Source organism: Proteus sp. fly-1008 (assembly GCF_040140305.1).
GTDB lineage: Bacteria > Pseudomonadota > Gammaproteobacteria > Enterobacterales > Enterobacteriaceae > Proteus > Proteus vulgaris_B.
The window spans coordinates 348,894-371,009 of the sequence record NZ_JBEEWH010000001.1; the positions used below are offsets into that span (position 1 = coordinate 348,894).

Genomic DNA, 22,116 nt, shown 5'->3' on the forward strand with positions numbered 1-22,116 from the left:
ATGGTGGGATTGCATGAATGGCCACTGATGTTCTTTACTGTTATCGGTCAAAGTGTTGCTGGCGCTTTTATTATCATGGGATGCGCTATTCTTTCGGGTAAGCTTTCTCCTGAAATGAACAGAAAAGTACATTACAGCATGTTTGGTCTTTGGGCATTAATGGGAATTGGTTTCTTATTATCTATGATGCATATGGGAACCCCATTACGTGCATTTAACTCATTACTTCGTCTGGGTCACTCATCATTAAGTAATGAAATTGCCAGTGGTTCAATTTTCTTTGCCCTAGGGGGGATTTATTGGCTATTGGCTGTACTTAATAAAATGCCGGCTGCATTAGGCAAATTATGGGTCGCACTGGTTATAGTATTAGCCGCATTATTTATTACGGCAATATCTCGCGTATACCAAATTGATACCGTTCCAACATGGTATAACAGCTACACCACATTTAATTTTGTGCTAACTGCCTTTATCGGTGGCCCTATTTTAGCGGCACTTTTACTGCGTATTGCAGGTTTTAACCTCAATTGCGCCAGTACATTGCCATTATTGAGTGTTATCGCAATTATTGTGAATGCTATTGTGGCAACATCTCAAGGCTTTGAATTAGGTTCTATTCAAACCTCTGTACAAAAAGCGGTAGATTTAGTCCCTAACTATGGTGCTTTGATGGGAATTAAATTAGTAGCTTTAGTTTTAGGATTAAGTTGCTGGATTACACCACTTCTACGTAAAAATAACCCTTCTGTTGCTTTATTAGCATTGGGCTTTATTTTAGTGTTTACCGGTGAATTTATTGGACGTGGTGTGTTCTATGGTTTACATATGACTGTCGGTATGGCGGTAGTTGGTTAATTAAATACTCAGCCTTTAAACCGCTGTAATAGTTAAAAAGTCCACTCTTTTATCTGTTATGGCGGTTTTCCTTTTATAATGCGGTATCACTCTTTTTTAATCTTAGTCATTATGTTTAGATAGAAAATCGCATATAGTAAAGACAATAAATCTAAGCGGATTATAAAAATATTATGGAACAACAACTTATTACTGATATTTCTCTTACTGCCCGTATTTTAGGTGCGGCGTTTTATTATTCACCCACTGAAAAAAGTGACATTGTCGAACTGCTGTCGAGTCAAAAGTGGATTGAAGAATGGCCGTATGGCAGCGAAGAAGAAAAGCAACGTATTGCAAGTCTGCTTTCACAAACCTCATTAAATGAAGAAACTTTAGCACAAGCTTATCAGCGCCTATTTGTCGGACCTTACGCACTTCCAGCACCGCCTTGGGGCTCGGTCTATCTTGATCATGAAAATGTATTATTTGGTAATTCAACATTAGATTTACGTGAATGGATGCTAGAAAATGGCATTGATATTGCATTAACCCAAAATGAACCTGAAGATCACTTTGGATTAATGGTAATGATGGTGGCATGGATTGCAGAAACTCGCCCTGAAAAGCTCAATGAGCTATTAGCAGAACATCTTCTGCCATGGGCTTATCGCTATTTAGAGAAGTTATCTTTGCAAGGGGCATTCCCTTATTACGAAGGTTTAGCCATGTTGGCGACATTAACGCTCAAAAGTTGGCAATCGCAGTTAAATGTGACCCCTGCTGAAAAACAATTGTTTTGTTGATTAATCATCAATAGTAAAAATAAAAAGTCCTAAAAGTATCTGATCTTATGCTGTTATTTTAATCTCGCTTTTAGGACTTTTATTTATAGAAAAATGAACACCTAAGGTTGCTGTGACCAATACTGGTAAAGCTTGGGTTGTATTTCCCCCTCCGTTTTTAGCTGTACAAATTGGAGGCCTTCTTGTTGCTCTGGTACCTTTCTTAATGCTTTAGCAATACTGGCTGTCGATAGTCCGTAAGGCTCTGCATCCTCATTAGAATAGGCATAAAAAATTTTAGAGATCCCCGCCATACGCATTGCGGCAAGGCACATTGGACAAGGTTGTCCACTGGCATAAACTATACAATCATCTAATTTTGTTCGCCCTAATACTTTTCCGGCTTCCCGTAATGCTAATAATTCAGCGTGGGCAGTGGGATCATTTGTCGTTATTATTTGATTAACAGCACTTGCAATCACTTGACCATTATTCACAATGACCGCGCCAAAAGGCCTTCCCCCTACTTTTACATTATCTATGGCAAGCGATATAGCTTGTTGTATAAACTGATTATCTGACATTATTTCGCCCCCGCTTGTTCAAGTATATTAACGATGTTTGTATAGCCTTTATCTTTAGCTAAGGTTAATGGTGTGTGGCCAGAGCCATCGGCGAGGTTAACGTTAGCTCCACCTTCAATAAGTAAAGTCACAATCTCTTCATATTTTTGGCTACCATCACCTAAAATAATAGCTTCAATTAAAGCAGTCCAACCTAAACGATTAATATGATCAACATCCACACCAGCATCAATCAATGTTTTTACTGTTTTTACATGACCCCGCTCTGAAGCAGGAATTAATGCTGTTCCACCATAACGATTAACGCTTTTAAGTGAGGCACCATGGGATAACGTTAATTCTAAGATCTCCTGTAAACCTCTAGCGCCCGAATAAAGATAGGGTGAATCATGAATAGCATCACGGGCATTAACATCTGCACCATGCTCAATCAGGTATTTTGCAACCTCAATTTGGTTGGCATGTGTAGCCGCCATTAGCGGTGTGCGTAATTTTAGATCACGTTGTTCAATATTTGCACCTTGTTCTATCTGACGTTTTAATTCAGATAAATTCCCCTCTTGTGCCAGTGTAACTAAATATGCTTTATCAGAATTTGCCATCGCTTTGACCATGAATATAGATGAAATTATTAATAAGCTTAAGAAGTATAAAAACCATTTGGCCTTTAGATAGCGAGTATTCATTCAATATCCTCTAGAGAGTGCTAATTTCTATCCACTTAATTAGCATATTATTTTAACCTAACTTAGATCTAACAAAGGCATGACCTTATTTCAACCAATCAAGGAGTCTATGCACACCTATTAGCCATTTTTATACTTTTTTTACACTTCACCTATCTCTTTTATCAACATCTTTACAGTCCTTTAAGTACGCTTTCTTAATCTAAATAGTAAAAGGATTGTTCTGATGGTGATATTCGGTGCTGTGGCATTAGTTGTTTTGCTCACTGCTTATCTTATTTATGTGTTATTTCACGCAGAGGCATTTTAAAAATGGCAACAACAGCGTTGATATATATTGCTGTTTTTCTTATTACACTCTTTGTAATAGGAAAAATGCTTGGACATTATTTGGCTCGCCTGATTGAAGGCGATTTACCTCATTGGGTTACTCAAACTGAACATGTCATTTGGCGTTGCTGTGGTTTTAAACCCGCAGGTAAGTCCATTCAGCCTATGCGCGGATATCAGTATATGTTCGCTCTGCTTATTTTTAATTTAATGGGGGCAATTTTATTATTTGTCATACTGCTTAACCAAGGCTATTTACCTTTAAATCCCCAATTTGCCCCTAATATGAATTGGGATTTAGCGCTAAATACAACTATTAGCTTTATTACAAATACTAACTGGCAAGCTTATAGCGGTGAAACTGCCGTCAGTTATTTGAGTCAAATGATGGGGCTTGCAGTACAAAACTTTTTATCTGCCACAACTGGAATTGCGGTAGCTTTTGTTTTAATTAGGGCATTAACACAATCTTCTTGTACTTCTTTAGGAAATGCTTGGGTCGATATTGGCCGTATTACAATATATGTCTTACTCCCTTTAGCTATTATCTGGTCGTTATTATTTGTCAGCGAAGGAGTGATACAAAACTTTCATCCTGCGCTATTGAGCCAAGGTCTTGATGGTCAACACCAATGGCTGCCAATGGGGCCAGTTGCTTCTCAAGAAGCAATTAAGTTATTAGGTACAAATGGCGGTGGTTATTTTGCAGCAAACTCTGCACATCCTTATGAAAATCCAACTTCATTAAGCAACTTCTTACAAATACTCGCTATTTTTCTTATCCCTACTGCCTTGTGTTTTGCCTTTGGTCGTTTAAGTGGAACTCAGCGCCAAGGCTACACTTTACTTTGGGCAATGACGCTGATTTTTATTGTTGCCGTAGGTGTTATTACTTGGGCTGAATGGCACGGAAATCCAGAATTTATGCTCGCAGGTACCAATAGCTCACTGAATTTCGAAGGCAAAGAAACACGGTTTGGAATAATTGGTAGCGCCATTTTTGTTGCTGTCACAACGGCAGCATCTTGTGGTGCCGTTAATGCAATGCACGATTCATTAACGGCATTAGGTGGCATGGTACCAATGTGGTTAATGCAAACAGGTGAAGTGGTTTTTGGCGGTGTAGGTTCAGGATTTTATGGCATGATCCTCTATGTGTTATTAGCTGTATTTATCGCTGGATTAATGGTTGGTCGTGCGCCGGAATATCTCGGTAAAAAGATAGGTGTTGCTGAGATGAAATGGGTAGCCGTTGCTATTTTAGTCTCTCCAACCATTGTTTTATTAGGTACAACCCTCGCTTTATTTACTGATGTTGGTCGTGAAGCCATTTTAAACCCTGGCCCTCATGGTTTTAGCGAAGTGTTATATGCATTTACTTCTGCTGCGAATAATAACGGTAGTGCCTTTGCTGGACTCAATGTCAATTCACCTTTTTATAATCTGTTATTGGGTATCGCAATGCTCATTGGCCGCTTTGGTGTCATGTTACCTGTTTTCGCTATTGCCGGTAGTTTAGCGGTGAAAAAACGTCAACCAGAAAGCTTAGCGACACTCTCTACCATTTCACCACTGTTTATTTTTTTATTGATCCTCACGGTATTATTGATCGGTGCTTTGACTTTTGTTCCGGCATTAGCACTTGGCCCTATTGCAGAACACTTACAGCTGTTTTGGGCTAAATAAGGAAACCTATCATGAAAACAACCCAACTTTTTGACAGCAAAACAATAATGTCGGCTTTCTTTGATGCGATAAGAAAATGTACACCTCAGGCACAATGGCGTAACCCCGTTATGTTTATTGTTTATGTTGGTGCGCTTTTAACTACCGGTATTTGGATTGCTTCGCTATTAGGGTATCTCCCTAATGATAATCACTTTACTTCACAAGTGATGTTTTGGTTATGGGTGACATTGTTATTTGCCAATTTTGCTGAGTCATTAGCAGAAAGCCGAAGCAAAGCACAAGCAGCTAGTTTACGTGGTGCTAAACAACAATCCAAAGCAGTACGTTTACATCACGCTGACATCAATGCACCAAAAGAAACCGTTGACTCTTTCTCATTACATAAAGGTGATATCGTTTTAGTCAACGCGGGTGAAGTTATTCCTTGTGATGGTGAAGTTATTGAAGGTGGTGCTTCAGTTGATGAAAGTGCTATTACGGGTGAATCCGCACCCGTGATCCGTGAATCAGGTGGTGATTTTTCTTCTGTCACTGGTGGTACTCGTGTGTTATCTGATTGGTTGATTATTCGTTGTACTGCTGAAGCGGGTAATTCATTTCTCGATCGTATGATTGGAATGGTTGAAGGAGCTAAACGCAGAAAAACACCAAATGAAGTGGCATTAACTATCTTATTAACAGCGCTCACACTTATTTTCTTATTAGCCTGCATCACCCTTTACCCGTTCAGTGTTTTTGCTGTCGAGTTTCAAGGCCATGGCGACGTTATTTCAGTCGTAACCTTAATTGCTTTGTTAGTATGTCTGATCCCTACCACGATCGGTGGGTTGCTTTCATCAATTGGTGTTGCAGGTATGAGCCGAATGTTAGATGCGAATGTTATCGCAACTAGTGGTCGTGCAGTTGAAGCCGCTGGTGATGTTGATGTTTTACTGCTTGATAAAACAGGTACCATTACATTAGGCAATCGCCAAGCATCACGTTTTATACCCCTTTCAGGGATCAGCGAAAAACAACTTGCTGATGCCGCACAGTTAAGTTCTCTTGCAGATGAAACACCCGAAGGCAGAAGCATTGTGATCCTTGCTAAACAACGCTTTAATTTGCGTGAGCGTGATTTAGCATCAATGGGGGCTTCTTTTATTCCTTTTTCTGCAATGACTCGAATGAGTGGGGTCAATATTGGAGAGCGATTGATCCGCAAAGGATCTGTTGATGCTATTCGTCGTCATATTGAAGTCAGTCACGGTCATTTTCCTGATGAAGTCACCGCTATAGTTGAGCAAGTAGCAAGAGCAGGTGGAACACCGCTGGTGGTCGTTGAAAATCAGAAAATTTTAGGGGTTGTTGAACTTAAAGATATTGTGAAAGGCGGTATTAAAGAACGTTTTGCTCAACTTCGCCAAATGGGGATAAAAACCGTCATGATCACCGGTGATAATCATCTTACGGCGGCAGCTATCGCAGCAGAGTCTGGTGTTGATGACTTCCTTGCAGAAGCAACACCTGAGGCAAAATTAGCATTAATTCGTCAATATCAATCAGAAGGTCGATTAGTCGCAATGACGGGTGATGGCACTAATGATGCTCCTGCATTAGCACAAGCCGATGTTGCTGTTGCGATGAATTCAGGTACTCAAGCTGCCAAAGAAGCCGGTAATATGGTTGATTTAGACTCTAATCCAACAAAGTTAATCGAAGTTGTACACATCGGTAAACAAATGCTAATGACACGTGGTGCGTTAACTACTTTTAGTATTTCCAATGATATTGCTAAATATTTTGCCATTATTCCAGCCGCCTTTGCCGTCACTTATCCTCAACTCAATATGCTTAATGTAATGGACTTACATTCACCAGCATCGGCCATGCTATCTGCAGTTATTTTTAATGCCTTAATTATTGTTTTCTTGATCCCACTTGCACTTAAAGGTGTGAATTATCGCCCTGTATCAGCACATGTATTACTTCGTCGTAATCTTTCGTTATATGGGATCAGCGGGCTATTAATACCATTTATTGGCATTAAAGTTATCGATATGATTTTAGCGCTTATTGGGTTTTAAGGAGTTATATATGCCTCTATTTCGTTCATCATTAGTAATGTTATTATTACTTACACTAATAACTGGGCTAGCCTATCCTCTTTTAGTAACAGGATTAGCTAACTTAATATTCCCATGGCAAGCGAAAGGTTCTCTTATTTATCAAGATAACACGCTCATTGGTTCTGAATTAATTGGCCAACAATTTAATCGAGCCGATTATTTTAAAAGTCGGCCTTCGATGACGACTGAAATGCCTTATAACAGTATGGCTTCAGGTGCTAGCCAATTGGCGACTTCTAATCCATTGTTACTAAATGAAGTTGTAAAACGAGTTCAAACATGGCAAAAAAATGTTGGTAATCATCATATAGTACCTGTGGATTTGGTCACTGCATCAGGAAGTGGGCTTGATCCTCATATTTCATTACAAGCAGCCTATTACCAAGTTGAAAATATTGCACAGTTACGCCAGCTTCCAAAAAATGAAATAGAACAATTAATAAAAAATAACACGATATCTCCATTAATGTCATTTATGGGAGAGCCTGTGGTGAATGTATTTATGCTGAATCAAGCACTTGATAAATTAAGTGCTGAAATACAACAGAAAGCGAGTATTCAATAGAATGGAACATGATCAACAATGGCAACGCCCTTCTCCTGATGATTTACTCGCTTCAACGCGAATAACAACTCGAGGGCGTTTAAAAATATTTTTTGGTGCTTGTGCTGGCGTAGGGAAAACCTACGCCATGTTGCAAGAAGCTCAACGTCTCCACCAGCAAGGTATCGACATTCTTGTGGGCGTGGTTGAAACACATCAACGCCAAGAAACGGCGGCATTATTAAGTGGATTGCCAGTATTGCCACCACAACGTATTCATTATCACGGTAGAAAATTAACAGCATTTGATTTAGATGCTGCTTTAGCAAGGCACCCTGCGGTGATCTTAATGGATGAATTGGCATTTAGTAATCCCCATAAATGCCGACATCCTAAACGCTGGCAAGATATTGAAGAGCTATTGGATGCGGGTATTGATGTTCTTGCTACGATAAATGTACAACATATTGAAAGTCTTAATGATATTGTCGGTAGTATTACAGGTGTTCGAGTTCAAGAAACAATTCCAGATTATATTTTTGATAGTGCTGATGAAGTAGTTATGGTGGATTTGCCACCTGACGATTTACAACAGCGATTACACGAAGGCAAAGTGTATATTGCAGGACAAGCCGAGCGTGCAATAGAACACTTTTTTCGTAAAGGTAATTTAATTGCCTTGCGTGAATTAGCTTTACGTCGTATGGCCGATCGTGTTGATACACAAGTTAAAGAGTTCCGCGATAGTCAAGGAACAGCCCCAGTTTGGCACACAACAGATAGCTTGATGGTTTGCCTTGGTGCTCATGGTGGCAACGATAAATTAGTTCGTACAGCAGCGCGTTATGCTGCTGCTTTTGGTTGCCAATGGCATGCTATTTATGTTGAAACACCTAAACTTCACCAAATTGGAGAACATAAACGCCGAGCAATTTTACATTCATTAAAGCTGGCCAAACATCTTGGTGCTAGAACTGCGATCCTCTCCGACAATTATGCAGAAAAAGCAGTGATCCGTTATGCCAGAGAGCATAATTTAGGAAAAGTGATTATTGGACAGCGCACTTATCAAAAGTGGCAGTGGCTAAAACGTTGGATACGTATGCGTTTTGCTGAAAAACTAGCGCGATATGCACCTGATCTCCATGTTATCAGTGTTGCTCTGAATGATGAGGAGTTTCGTTATAAAACCAAAGTACCGCAACTGCAAAATGATAAATGGCGACAAAATATAAAAGGTTATCTCACAGCCATTGGATTATGTTTAGCAATAACCTTATTTTCTCGTACATTCCTATTAGCACTTGATAAGGCCAATTTAGTCACACTCTATTTATTGGGGGTTGTATTAATCGCTCTCTTTTTTGGCCGTCGCCCTTCCATTTTTGCCGCATTAATTAATGTTATTAGCTTTGATCTATTTTTTGTACAGCCTCACTTTTCTCTCGCTGTCTTAGATATGCAGTATTTAATTACATTTACTGTAATGCTTATTGTTGGGCTAGTAGTAGGGAATTTAACCGCAGGCATGCGTTATCAAACACGGGTTGCACGTTATCGAGAGCAACGTACTCGCCATTTATTTGAGATGACCCGAGAACTTAGTCGAGCGGTAAATTTACAAGAGATTGCTCAAACAAGTTATCATTTTCTATCAAGTGCATTTGATGCCAAAGTTTGTTTGCTTATCCCCAATAAACAAGAGAAGTTAACTCCTTTTCATGCTCAAGGAATGGGACATTTACCTCTTGATAATGCAATTGCACGTTGGTGTTATGACAAAGACCAAATTGCAGGCGCGGGCACTGATACGCTTCCAAGTGTGCCTTATCAATTACACCCTATTAGTGCATCTCAACAAGTTTTGGCTATTTTAGCCATTGAACCCAATAATCTTCGCCAATTACTTATTCCTGAACAACAACAATTATTACAAACGTTTAATGGTCTGATTGCCAATGCGCTTGAGCGATTACAACAGGCAGAAATGGCCGAACAATCACGAATTAATATAGAACGAGAACAATTACGCAATGCACTCTTAGCGGCTCTTTCTCATGATTTAAAAACCCCTCTTACTGTGCTTTTTGGTCAATCTGAGATATTACTTCTGAATTTAAGTGCCGAAGGTTCTTCACATACTGAGCAAGTGAACCAAATTCGACAACAAATTCTCACAACTTCACGTTTAGTCAATAACTTACTGGATATGGCACGGATACAATCAGGTGGTATTCAAGTGAATTTACAATGGAATTCGTTGCAAGAAATTACAGGAAGTGCTATTCGGTCACTCTCTTATTTACTTGATAAACATCCATTACAAATTGATATTCCGGCTGATTTACTGCTTTATTGTGATGGTAATTTAATTGAACGGGTTATCACGAACCTACTTGAAAATGCGGTTAAGTACACGGCATCAAACACAAAGTTAGGCATAAAAGCCTACACAGAAGAAATAAAAATTCATGTTGAAATTTGGGATGAAGGTCATGGTATCCCTTGTGATCAGCTACAGCATATTTTCAATAAATTTTCACGCGCAGTAAAAGAGTCGGCTATTCCTGGTGTAGGATTAGGTTTAGCGATTTGCAATGCGATTATTCGCTTGCATGAAGGTGAAATTTGGGCTGAAAACAATAAAAAAGGTGGAGCAAGTTTCCACTTTGTTTTACCTTTAAAATCACTCCCTGATATTGATGAGATTGAAATAAAACAGTGACTCCATATAACATTTTAATTATTGAAGATGAAAAAGAGATCTTACGATTTGTTCGGCTAGCATTAGAGAACGAAGGTTTTCGTGTTTATGAGGCCTCTGAATGTCAACGAGGGTTAATTGAAGCCGCATCAAGAAAACCCGATTTGGTTATTCTTGATCTCGGCTTACCTGATAAAGATGGACTCTGTTTTATTCAAGATTATCGCCAATGGAGTAGTACGCCTGTAATCGTCCTTTCTGCAAGAGATGGTGAACAAGATAAAGTAAACGCACTTGATGCGGGAGCTGATGATTATCTAACGAAACCTTTTGGTATTAGTGAACTACTTGCCAGAGTAAGGGCTTCACTACGTCGTTTTGTAAAGCAAGAAACTGAAAACACACAATTTACCTTTGGTGATATTACTATTGATTGGGTTAATCGCATTGTCACTCGCCAAAATGAACAGGTTCATTTAACACCAACAGAATTTCGCTTACTAAGTGAATTGGTTAATAACAGTGGTAAAGTGCTTACTCAACGGCATTTAATGCAACATGTTTGGGGGCCTAATTTTGTCGAACATAGCCATTATTTACGTATTTATATGGGGCATCTGCGCCAAAAATTAGAAGTCGATCCCACATGTCCTGTACACTTAATAACAGAAACCGGGATCGGTTATCGATTTATGCCTTAACTGTGGCTATTTGAGGATAGGCAAAGTTAATCTATTAATTAATCAGTTTTCTTGTTTATATAAAATATACATACCTAATCCTCGTAAGATCTCACCTGGCCAAAAACCATAAAACATACCATTATCGCTTTCTTTTCTGACTGCTGGGGACCACCGATAAATTACTTTATAACTGTTCGACTCTGAGCAATCAGGTAGTAGTTTGAATTCTGATGAGAGATCTGAGCTATTAAGGCTTCGAAAGCTTGAATGAATTATGTCACCCCACACCCAACATCGACCGTTTACTCCCTTGGGATTTTAAAAGCTAGGTGGGATTCATCGAACGGATACAAACATTTTGACGGAAATGTGATGTTTTTTGCAATAGTCGATAATTGTAGCCATTAAAGAATTGTCGCCGCCAGATCAGCTCTCGCCACTACTTATGGCAGGAGATTCAAAAAAGGTAATTGAATCTCCTGACCATCAAGTAAATGTTAATCTAAAATTTCAACGATAGCCGCACCCACCTTGGTATCATCCGAGTTAGTTACATTAACTCTGTAGTAGTAAAATGATCGTTGGGGGGCTTGAACGATAATCGTGTCATAGGGTTCAACCCAATATGTGGTATCGGGATAAAAAACATGTGATGGCGGTGCCCAGTAATTCACAACTTCTAATTTCGTTTCACCATTATTAGTAACAATTACACTTTTAGTAACTGTTGGAATGATAGGTTCAGCATCGTCCCATACTGTAACAGTTTCCAAGGGTTGAATAACATAATTAGTAGTCGACATAACACACCTCCTTAACTGTTTTTATATAGACTGCTGACATATTGCATCGCAAGTTCATTATTATATATTGCTGAAATCGCTATCCCACACATTTGATGGCCAGATGATTGTATATATCCTGCAACATCAGAGACCACATACATGGAGTTAATTGAAAATGGGCTGACTAAAGTGACTTCTTGCACAGGGTCATCATCAGGATGCTGACCTGCTACCATTGTATTATTAAGATTAGTAGTGAACTCAATTTGTGAAACAAAAGATTCTGCTCTCACGGACACCTGATTAATGAACTCACCACCATCAACATTAATACTCATGGTGTTTTGTCCAACATTGAATGAGTAATTGTTATTTGGCGTCATACCCATTTCATATTGTTCATCAGACCCACTACAGGTAAACATTAACCCAGTAGTTCGATGTGACACTGACAGGTCTGTATAAACATCGATAAAATTAATATAGCCATCTGGATAAGATGTTGGCTCTTGATATAAAGATCCTAGGATGTTTGTAGAAGGCATCATTGAGTTTTCAGCGACTTCAGCAAATGCCATAGGTACTGAGTAATTTTGCCCATCTAGGCTTATAAGCTTAAAGAAAGATCCCGCTGCCATGACTGGAACGTAGTAATTTTCCAGCGGTGCAGGAGCATTATAGTCTTCATAATCCCCTGACCATAGTTCATTAAATAAAGACACACTTGTTCCATAATATAACTTCACACTAAAGTAGGTCTGTATGTTGTTAAGATAAGTACTGCCTATTGCCGAATTTATTGGAGATAAATAACTCTTGGAGTTCTGAATATCAGATTGAAGCAATGACTTTAATTGATTAACTTGATCCTGACTTAATCCTAATTCATTAGAGTATTTAATCCCTTCAAGATATAAGGCAATTTTTAAATTTACAGCGGCGACAAAAAGTGGAGCAAATGCATATTTGAAATTAGTCCCTTCTATTTTGAAGTTTTCTTCAATTCCAACGAGATCTACAACCACTGTCATCAGTTCAGGGCCAGCAGTATCATACTGGGCATTAATTAACTGGTCATTGATAAATGATACTTTATCCTGAAGCTCGCTTACTGCGGCCACAAGGCGATTCCAGTCGTCCTCTTGAATATCTTCATTAATAAGGCTTTGCACTTCCTGTTTAATCGTGCTCCATATATCTTCCTTATCTGTTGGCCATAAAAGGCCAAAAATGGTGCTTAGTACACCTCCGACCACTGGGATCTGACTGATACCATAATGTATTATCGCTCCGATATCAGATAAACCATCATTAAGCTTAAGTGTAGATGACATATTTAGCCTCTTAAATTATAGCAATGATAAAAAACAGAATGAGTGACTTAATGTGTTTTCTCTCGATTAGTTTCCGTCCTTGCCAGAAACTAATAAATTAAAAACCAATAAGAAAATCTTATATTTTATAGTGCAGATGTATATAACTTTTCAAAGGGAAATGTAATAAATCTAACGCAAGGCAAGGTTTCGCAAGTTATTTCTATTATTTTCTTATGTTTCAGTGACTTTTCCTAAAAATAGTCTATGCTTTGTTCAGACAGTCTCTTAGCATTAAGGTGTCATCACCATTAGGTTATGATTCTAAGCATGTATATCCGACTGTATGTCTATTATTTGGTAAAACACCATCAGGATTAAAAACAAAATGCTGTTTACCTCTATCTATTGTTAAACCAATATTATTATCTAAAGAATGTTGATGCCAAAATAACAAATTATAATTTATCTCTAATTGGTTTAATATCCATTATATCCATGCCAATTTTTTATTCTTTATTAATTTTCCTTTCTATTGTTACTTTTTTTAATATCTTCATTATTCTCATAAAATTATCCTTATTAAAAATAAATTTAGCTCAACCAATAAAAATATATAAACTATGTTATTCAAGTAATGAATAAAATCCTTTATTAATGAATTTTATTTAACGCCTTACCTTAAATAGATTATTTACCTTCGTGAATATTATTTATTGAAACCTTATCATTAATTAAAAACACCAACATTAGATATATTGAATCAATAAAAAACCTATTCCTTCTATATTTAATAATAGAAGAGAATAGGTTAATTTATCGATTAATATTTAAAATTTATTAGGCCATAGCTGAAATTGTTTTTCTAAAACGTAATAAGGCTAATGAGAAAAATACAGAACCAATAATAATTAAGACAATAAATTGAGGCCATACAATAGAGAAATCAGCACCACGATATAAAATGGCCTGAGCTAAACTCACGAAGTGTGTCGTTGGCATTGTTTGCATTACATCTTGTACAAACTGAGGCATACTTTCTCGTGACGTCATACCGCCAGATAGCATATTTAATGGTAGTAAAACCATAATCATCAATAAACCAAATTGTGGCATTGAACGCGCCATTGTACCTAAGAAAATACCAATAGAAGTTGTCGCAAATAAGCTTAAAGCAACACCACACATAAACAGTAAAACCGAGCCTTCAATAGGTACATTAAGCAAGGTTTTTACCACTAAAACTAATGACATTACCGATGCCAATAGTACAACCAACCCCATTGACCATATCTTAGAAAGCATGATTTCAAAGGGAGTTACAGGCATAACCAGTAAATGTTCAATGGTTCCGTGCTCTCGCTCTCTTATTAATGCGGCCCCTGTTAATACTATCGATAACATAGTGATATTGTTGATAATTGCCATCACGGAACCAAACCAAGATTGTGTTAAGTTAGGGTTAAAGCTCATTCTTACTTCTAAATCAACAGGTAATGGGTCGTTGGTTCTGTTTTTGGCTAAAAAGGTTTTCGCCTCTCCCATTACAATGTTTTGTATATAACTATTACCTAAAAAAGCTTGGCTCATTCGTGTTGCATCGATATTAACTTGTATTTCCGGTTTACGACCCGCTAAAAGATCACGCTGAAAATTAGGTGGGATATCTAATGCAAACGTATAAGCGCCTCTATCTAACAAACCATCTATTTGCTCAGGAGTGATATCTGCAGGTGGCAAAAAATAAGGCATATAAAAACTATTTACAATACGTGCAGATAATTGTGATTTATCCTGATCAGCAACCGCAATCGGTGCATGGTGCAATGAACCCGGAGTTACCGTTGCTGATGAGTAAATCGATACGGTAAAAGCAAACACAATTAATGCCAGCATTGCCTTATCTCGTGAGAGGCTTCGTAGCTCTTTTATACCTAAGTTAAATACATTTTGCATTGTGTGCCACATTTAAGCCTCCTGCTTTTTCAAGAAAAAGACACTTAGCCCAATTACAATAGGGATGGTAATAAGCAAAGGAATAAAAGACCAAGGTAAATCAAAAAGATTTAATCCTTTTGAAAAAGTCCCTCTTGCAATAGTTAAGAAATGAGAAGTAGGATAAATATGCCCTATCCATTTACCAATACCCTCTAGTGATGAAACAGGGTCAATCATTCCTGAAAATTGTGTTGCTGGAATTAAGGTAATAATTGAAGTACCAAAAATAGCGGCAATCTGACTTTTCATAAAGCAAGAAATTAATAACCCCATTCCTGTTGCGATCGTAATATAGAGCAATGCCCCTAAAGAGAGCGTAAGCATACTGCCTTTAAAACTGACACCAAATACAAAGACCGAAAGCGCACAGAGCATAAAAAAGTTAAACATTCCCAATAAAATATAAGGAAATTGTTTACCTAATAAAAATTCAGCCTTGGTAACAGGTGTAACATAAAGGTTAATAATAGAACCCAGCTCCTTTTCACGTACCACACTCAATGCACTTAACATCGCAGGGATCATCATTAATAAAAGTGGGATAACAGCAGGCACAATAGCAGGTAAACTTTTTACATCAGGATTATAACGATAACGTGTTTCGATATTAATCGGTGATAATTTATCAACTACATTTGTTGGTTGACGCATTGCCATATCAAGCATCCATGTTAAGTGCATCGCCTGAATATAACCACGTACTGTTTCAGCACGATTTGGCATCGCACCATCTATCCAAACTCCTATTTTTACAGTATTCCCTTTAGCAACATCACGGGCAAAGTTAGGCGGAATTTCAATTGCAACTGTGATATCTCCACTACGTAGCCGACGTTCAAGTTGGTCATAATCAGTGATTGGTGCTTTTTCAATAAAATAACGAGAGCCTGACAGATTTTGGCTATATGCTTGACTTAAACCCGTTTGGTCTCTATCCATAATACCAAAGCGTAAGTTTTCAACGTCCATGCTAATTCCATATCCCATAATAAACATGAGAATAACCGTTCCTAATAATGCCAATGTTAGACGCACAGGATCACGGCGCAACTCCATGCCTTCACGAATACTATAGCTAAATAAACGTCGCAGACTAAATCTTTGCTTTAAGGCTTTTTCTGCACTTTCATCGCTAGATGCGGGAAGTTGTAGTGTTTTTTCATTAAGTTCAGAGTTTTCTTGTTCACCTGATGCCTTCTTAAGATAATCAATAAAGACTTCTTCAAGGGTATCAAATTGACTATTTTTGACTAAATTACTTGGGGTATCAGTGACTAAAACTTTACCCGCATGCATAAGTGACATTCGATCACAGCGTGCGGCTTCATTCATAAAATGGGTTGAAATAAAAATAGTGACACCGTCACGTCTTGATAAGTCAACCATCAAGTTCCAGAACATATCTCGTGCAATTGGGTCAACACCTGAAGTTGGTTCATCCAGTATCAGCATTTCGGGTTTATGAATAACTGCAACTGCAAGGGATAAACGTTGGCGAATACCTAATGGCAAACCATCAGGAAGGACATCTTCAACATCGGTTAAATTAAAACGTTCACTCATCGCCTTGACTCGCTGAGGAATTTCTTCTTCAGGAATATGGAAAAGTTTGGCATGTAATTCTAGATTTTGTCGTACTGTTAATTCACTATAAAGTGAAAAAGCTTGCGACATATATCCCACCCGACGACGAGTTTCGATATCTTTAGGATCAACTTCTTGACCAAATAACCAAGCTCGCCCTTCACTGGCTTCTAATAATCCCGTCAGCATTTTCATTGTGGTTGATTTACCACAGCCATTTGATCCCAAGAAACCAAAAATTTCACCTTTAGGAATGCGAAAGCTCACATGATCAACCGCAACAAATTGACCAAAACGCATGGTTAGATCTTTAGCTTCAATGGCAATCACGTCATCGTCACTTTTATCTCTAGGAGGAATAATAACTTTTTGATGATTCTTTTTCTTTTCTTCAGGTAACAACTCGATAAAAGCGGCTTCTAATTCATTCGTCTGAGTTTGTACTTTTAACTCATTGGCATGACCCGTTGCTAAAACTTTACCGGCATCCATAGCAACCAGCCAATCAAAACGCTCGGCTTCTTCCATGTAAGCAGTCGCAACTAACACGCTCATGTTTGTTTGACGTTTACGAATACGATTAATTAAATCCCAAAATTGAGCACGTGATAAAGGGTCAACCCCTGTTGTCGGTTCATCTAGAATAAGTAATTCAGGATCATGAATTAATGCACAACATAAACCCAATTTCTGTTTCATCCCACCAGAAAGTTTGCCTGCAGGTCTGTCACGAAACGGCGCTAACCCGGTGCTTTCAAGTAAGTCGTTTATACGTTCTGCTCGTTCTTGTTTTGATTGACCAAACAGACGGCCAAAAAAATCAACGTTTTCAAAAACAGAAAGTGTGTGATAAAGATTTTTACCTAATCCTTGTGGCATATAAGCAATACGAGGACAAACAGCCCTTCGATGTTCAACATCGGTCATATCACCATTTAAAACAATCACTTGCCCTGTTTGAATTTCTCTTGCTCCTGAAATAAGAGAAATTAAACTCGATTTACCTACACCGTCAGGGCCTATTAGGCCGACCATTTTTCCTGCTGGAATAGTCAATGTCACATCATCAAGTGCTTTGGTATCACCATAATGTTGGGATACATGAGTCAATTCAATGATATGAGAATGACTTTGCGTTCTCATTGTTTGACTCATTGTGGTAATTTCACCTCTAAATCAGTTGGCCAAGATTGATTGTTATCTAATCGAATATAAGCACGACCAGGCAATCCAGTTTTTACATATTCAAGATGTTTTTCGAGTAACTCAGGTGAAATTCTTGCTCTTACACGAAACATCAATTTCAGCCTTTCATTATCTGTTTCAACCGTTTTAGGCGTAAATTGGGCAACACTAGCGACATAAGTCGTTTTTGCAGGAATAACAATATGAGGGGCTGCATCTAAAATAATATGAACGTCACTGCCTAAAGCAGCTTGACCTGCCGCTTCAGTTGGTAAAAAGAAGGTCATATAAACATCACTTAGATCAACCATATTTAACACACGACCACCAGCGCCTAAAACTTCGCCTGGCTCAGCAACTCGATATTGAACACGACCATTACGAGGGGCTTTTAAAATACTGTCATCTAATTCAGCCATGATGCGTCTTTCTGTTGCTGTTGCGGCATCTACTTTTGTATTTGCTTGAATAATACCCGCTTTTGCAGATTCAATAGCAGCTATGGTTGCCGTTTCTTGCGCTTTGGCAGCTTCAACGGCTGCTCTTGCTCCTTCAGTTCTGGCGATATCATCATCTAATTGTTGAATAGAAATAGCATTGGTTTTTACTAGTGCACGAGAACGATTGAGTCTTTTTTGTGCTGCATCCAGTTCGGCAATACGTTGACGAACCACCGCTTGGGCAGCAAGTTGTTCACTATTACGTTGTGATAATGCAGATTGAGCAGTAACAACACTACTTTTTGCTTGATTTAATTGTGCTTGAACTTCATGCAGTTGTTCTTTAAGTGTACGAGTATCCATCTTGGCTAAAACTTCACCCGCTTTAACAAAATCACCTTCTTGAACTAAAATAGAGTCTATTCTTCCTGGACTTTTTGTTGATATATCAATTTCGGTTGCTTCTATTCTCCCATTACTTTGAGCAAATCCAGAAGGAAGTGCCGGTGCTTGAGATTTCCACCAAAAAACACCAGCAACAATTATCGCGACAAGAATAATACCATAAACAAAAAAACGACTATTTTTTTGATTTTTCATATAAATTATTTAACCTTCCTTTAGCCATAAAATAATACCCAAAATGTGTTTATCTGCTGTATGTCAGAAAATAGTTAAATAGTTAAAACTGATTAATTTTTTATTTTATCTATATTTAAAAATAGTTCATTTGTATTAATAAAGCTAACTTATGCCTAATAAAAAAATAAAATATTAAAAGCTAACCTTATGAATTATAAATATTATGTCATTAATAATAGAGCCTTAACTCAAATTAATGTAGTGCATTTATCACAGAATCCATTATCCCTTTTTGATTATTCGAAGAAGCACACAAATTGTATATAAAAACACCCTTTTATTGCATTAAAATACAAACGAAATAATAACAATTAGTTATCAACCACCTATCAATATTAAAATGACATTTGTATTTTTATTTTCTTTTATAAAATAACTAATTATTAGTTAACTACAATGTGATCCCATATGACAACAGGTTGAATTTATTATATAAAATTAATTGAGGCCTATTTTTAGATACCTAGAAGTAATCTATTGAAAATATCATTGTTAATTTTAAATGTAATTTATTATCACTTACTTAATATATTTCTTTTGATATAAAAATAAGCTTTAAAAGCATAACCCATTGAATAACTTATGAAATAAATCACAAGGTAAAATCACTCTATGACAGAGATCGATAAATCAACAATAAATTCAAGTGTTCAGACCACTCATGTCCTAAACTTTTTATATAGTGATTATTGCAGTTAGTTATTACAGCCAAATTTCGTAATTAATTAAAATTTAGAAACAAATCGATAAGAAAACATATGAAAATATCAAATTAATTTTAATCTAAAATAAGAAGGGTTATATGAATAATATTAAGTATAAACTCGCCACAATGACACTTTGCACTCTATTTGCTACCTCTGTTTTTGCTAATACTCAATCCCCAATTCGCCTTGTTATTCATGGTGGTGCAGGCACAATTACTAAAGACACGATCACCCCTGAACAAGAAAAAGAATATAAAGAAAAACTGACTGAAGCATTAAATGCGGGATATGCTGTTTTGAATAGCGGAGGCACTAGTATAGAAGCAGTTCAAAAATCGATTAATGTAATGGAAGATTCTCCTCTCTTTAATGCAGGAAAAGGCGCCGTTTTTACCCATGACGGACGCAATGAACTAGATGCTTCTATTATGGATGGGAAAACACGCAATGCCGGTGCTGTTGCTGGTGTCACTACAGTTAAAAATCCTATAAATGCTGCTATTGCGGTAATGGAAAAAAGCCCTCATGTTTTAATGGTGTCAAATGGTGCAGATCTTTTTGCTAAAGAACAAGGGCTGGCCATTGTAGACCCTTCTTATTTCCGTACCGAACATCGCTGGCAACAACTTCAAAAAGCGATAGAAAAAGAACAAGTCGTTTTAGATCATGATGGAAAAACAGCTGCACTTTTTATTGATCCGATGATGTACGATTATAAATATGGCACAGTAGGTGCTGTTGCACTGGATCAACATGGTAATTTAGCAGCGGGAACTTCAACTGGGGGAATGACTAATAAACGCTATGGCCGAGTTGGCGACTCCCCTATTATTGGTGCAGGAAACTATGCCGATAATGAAACAGTTGCTGTATCCGCAACAGGTTCTGGTGAAATGTTTATCCGTACATTAACCGCCTTTAATATTGCAGCCCAAGTTAAATATCAAAATCTACCTTTAGAGAAAGCGGCACAAAATGCACTTGATGAAGTTAAAGCTATTAATGGAAGTGGTGGTGTTATCGTATTAGATAAATCTGGCAACTATACGATGAGTTTTAATTCTGAAGGTATGTACCGTGGCACTATCGGTAATGATGGAAAACCTGTTGTTGCTATTTATAAAGAGTAAATTTAAATAGTCATTTTTCTATTTCGTACCCAAGATCTTCATTTTTTCTATTTAAAAATAAGGGAGAAATTGGGTACGAAATCTTAGCCAATCTCCTATTATTCGTCTTATTTCCTACATTTTTCTGAAAGAAATTTATTCTTAATTTTAGCGCCAACTCAGCTTGATTACTATTCACACCAATTGCGTTCAATTAACGCACTAAGTGATGTAAAAACAAACAAGATCAACTCTACTTATTAAAATGATCCTTTGAAAAAGTAGCTTTTTTCTTTTTTGGATCTGTTAGAATATTCACCATGGTTATGTTGATTTAATAAGGAAATCACAGTGGAATTTCACCATGACGATCGGGATTTAACACCTGAAACATCGCTAGTGCTGTCTGAAAAACAAGCATTATTGGATCTGAATGCAACATTCACCACTCCATCTCACACTAATCCCGCAATGGCTTATTTAATGAGTTTAGGATCGAAACGTAGTCGTCAAACGATGGGATCGTTTTTAACTATTGTTGCCAAAATGATTGGTTTTTCTTCTCTTAAAAATTGCCAATGGGGTGCTCTTCGTCGTCATCATATTCAAGCTATTATTGATATGTTATCTGATGCCAATAAAGCCCCTGCCACAATCAATACTTATCTTGCTGCATTAAAAGGTGTTGCTTTAGAAGCATGGGCAATGAAACAGATGGATACTGAAAGTTATCAGCATATCCGCCAAGTTAAATCTGTCAGAGGAAGTCGATTACCTAAAGGCCGCGCATTAACAAGTCATGAAATTCGTTCTTTATTTAAAAGCTGTGAAAAAGACAATACATCGAAAGGTTTAAGAGATGCTGCAATATTAAGTGTGCTATTGGGTTGTGGATTACGCCGTTCAGAAATAGTCGCTATTAATTACGAGCATATTCAATTTCGTGATCAAGCCTTTCTTGTCAGAGGTAAAGGTAATAAAGAAAGAATGTCTTATATGCCCGATGATACTTGGGATCGTGTTCAGTTATGGATTGATGAAATAAGAGGTACTCAAGATGGTCCCCTTTTCACTCGAATTCGTCGTTTTGACGATGTAACAACTGAACGAATTACAGACCAAGCTATTTACTATATTTTAGAAACTCGTCAGCAAGAAAGTGGCATTGATAAATTTGCTCCCCATGATCTTCGAAGAACTTTTGCTTCCGCAATGCTTGATAATGGCGAAGATATTGTAACTGTAAAAGATGCAATGGGTCATGCCAGTATTATGACAACTCAGCGTTATGACCGACGTGGAGATGATCGACTAAGAAAAGCAGCTCGCCATTTACGTTTTTAAGTTTTATTTTTGAATAACTTACTTTTGATGATATCAAATAAACCCCCCAACTTATTGAA

Annotated in this window: 17 protein-coding genes; 10 read left to right on the forward strand and 7 right to left on the reverse strand. The window is 37.5% G+C overall.

The window, feature by feature from the left end; translation table 11 throughout:
• Together ABN256_RS01635 and dmsD are read left to right on the forward strand one after the other, a co-directional pair.
• Positions 1-858, forward strand: coding sequence for a DmsC/YnfH family molybdoenzyme membrane anchor subunit (locus tag ABN256_RS01635; RefSeq protein WP_196552992.1), 858 nt, complete (start codon positions 1-3; stop codon positions 856-858).
• 173 nt (positions 859-1,031) lie between these two features.
• Positions 1,032-1,643, forward strand: coding sequence for a Tat proofreading chaperone DmsD (gene dmsD / locus ABN256_RS01640; protein ID WP_340896566.1), 612 nt, complete (start codon positions 1,032-1,034; stop codon positions 1,641-1,643).
• Positions 1,644-1,744: 101 nt separating this feature from the next.
• Here dmsD and ABN256_RS01645 read toward each other — a convergent pair whose 3' ends face one another.
• Together ABN256_RS01645 and ABN256_RS01650 are read right to left on the reverse strand one after the other, a co-directional pair.
• On the reverse strand, positions 1,745-2,206 hold the full coding sequence (locus tag ABN256_RS01645) for a nucleoside deaminase (protein ID WP_072068138.1): 462 nt from the start codon (positions 2,204-2,206) through the stop codon (positions 1,745-1,747).
• Positions 2,206-2,892: an ankyrin repeat domain-containing protein gene (locus ABN256_RS01650; RefSeq protein WP_115349780.1), complete on the reverse strand. Its 687-nt coding sequence runs from the start codon at positions 2,890-2,892 to the stop codon at positions 2,206-2,208. The genes ABN256_RS01645 and ABN256_RS01650 overlap by 1 nt, the downstream gene beginning before the upstream one ends.
• 226 nt (positions 2,893-3,118) lie before the next feature.
• On the opposite strand from ABN256_RS01650, the gene ABN256_RS19175 reads away from it, so the two are divergent.
• The 6 genes from ABN256_RS19175 to kdpE are packed head-to-tail and all read left to right on the forward strand — an operon-like array spanning position 3,119 to position 10,968.
• Positions 3,119-3,202 (forward strand): potassium-transporting ATPase subunit F, encoded by an 84-nt coding sequence (locus tag ABN256_RS19175; protein ID WP_115349781.1) that lies wholly within the window; start codon positions 3,119-3,121, stop codon positions 3,200-3,202.
• Positions 3,203-3,204: 2 nt separating this feature from the next.
• Positions 3,205-4,908 (forward strand): potassium-transporting ATPase subunit KdpA, encoded by a 1,704-nt coding sequence (gene kdpA, locus ABN256_RS01655; RefSeq protein ID WP_349438987.1) that lies wholly within the window; start codon positions 3,205-3,207, stop codon positions 4,906-4,908.
• Between the two features lie 11 nt (positions 4,909-4,919).
• Positions 4,920-6,977, forward strand: a complete 2,058-nt coding sequence (gene kdpB, locus ABN256_RS01660; RefSeq protein ID WP_349438990.1) for a potassium-transporting ATPase subunit KdpB — start codon at positions 4,920-4,922, stop codon at positions 6,975-6,977.
• A gap of 10 nt (positions 6,978-6,987) precedes the next feature.
• Positions 6,988-7,584 (forward strand): potassium-transporting ATPase subunit KdpC, encoded by a 597-nt coding sequence (kdpC, locus tag ABN256_RS01665; protein WP_340896570.1) that lies wholly within the window; start codon positions 6,988-6,990, stop codon positions 7,582-7,584.
• 1 nt (position 7,585) lies between these two features.
• On the forward strand, positions 7,586-10,288 hold the full coding sequence (gene kdpD, locus ABN256_RS01670; protein WP_349438993.1) for a two-component system sensor histidine kinase KdpD: 2,703 nt from the start codon (positions 7,586-7,588) through the stop codon (positions 10,286-10,288).
• A complete protein-coding gene (kdpE, locus tag ABN256_RS01675; RefSeq protein ID WP_349438995.1) occupies positions 10,285-10,968 on the forward strand; it encodes a two-component system response regulator KdpE in 684 nt (227 codons plus the stop codon). The genes kdpD and kdpE overlap by 4 nt, the downstream gene beginning before the upstream one ends.
• Before the next feature lie 479 nt (positions 10,969-11,447).
• On the opposite strand, the gene ABN256_RS01680 is transcribed toward kdpE, so the two are convergent.
• From ABN256_RS01680 to ABN256_RS01700, 5 genes are all read right to left on the reverse strand, one after another.
• Complete coding sequence (locus ABN256_RS01680) at positions 11,448-11,753, reverse strand: hypothetical protein (RefSeq protein ID WP_072068145.1); 306 nt, start codon at positions 11,751-11,753, stop codon at positions 11,448-11,450.
• An 11-nt stretch (positions 11,754-11,764) separates the two neighbouring features.
• On the reverse strand, positions 11,765-13,069 hold the full coding sequence (locus tag ABN256_RS01685) for an insecticidal delta-endotoxin domain-containing protein (protein ID WP_196552984.1): 1,305 nt from the start codon (positions 13,067-13,069) through the stop codon (positions 11,765-11,767).
• A gap of 819 nt (positions 13,070-13,888) precedes the next feature.
• Positions 13,889-15,016, reverse strand: coding sequence for an ABC transporter permease (locus ABN256_RS01690; RefSeq protein ID WP_196552983.1), 1,128 nt, complete (start codon positions 15,014-15,016; stop codon positions 13,889-13,891).
• Positions 15,017-17,785, reverse strand: coding sequence for a ribosome-associated ATPase/putative transporter RbbA (rbbA, locus tag ABN256_RS01695; RefSeq protein ID WP_349438997.1), 2,769 nt, complete (start codon positions 17,783-17,785; stop codon positions 15,017-15,019). It lies immediately after the preceding gene.
• Positions 17,782-18,855: an HlyD family secretion protein gene (locus tag ABN256_RS01700; protein ID WP_340896575.1), complete on the reverse strand. Its 1,074-nt coding sequence runs from the start codon at positions 18,853-18,855 to the stop codon at positions 17,782-17,784. The genes rbbA and ABN256_RS01700 overlap by 4 nt, the downstream gene beginning before the upstream one ends.
• Positions 18,856-19,699: 844 nt before the next feature.
• On the opposite strand from ABN256_RS01700, the gene ABN256_RS01705 reads away from it, so the two are divergent.
• Positions 19,700-20,734: an isoaspartyl peptidase/L-asparaginase family protein gene (locus tag ABN256_RS01705; RefSeq protein ID WP_349438999.1), complete on the forward strand. Its 1,035-nt coding sequence runs from the start codon at positions 19,700-19,702 to the stop codon at positions 20,732-20,734.
• Positions 20,735-21,064: 330 nt separating this feature from the next.
• Entirely contained in the window at positions 21,065-22,057 is a 993-nt protein-coding gene (locus ABN256_RS01710) for a tyrosine-type recombinase/integrase (RefSeq protein ID WP_072068151.1), read from the forward strand.
• Positions 22,058-22,116 lie beyond the last annotated feature (59 nt).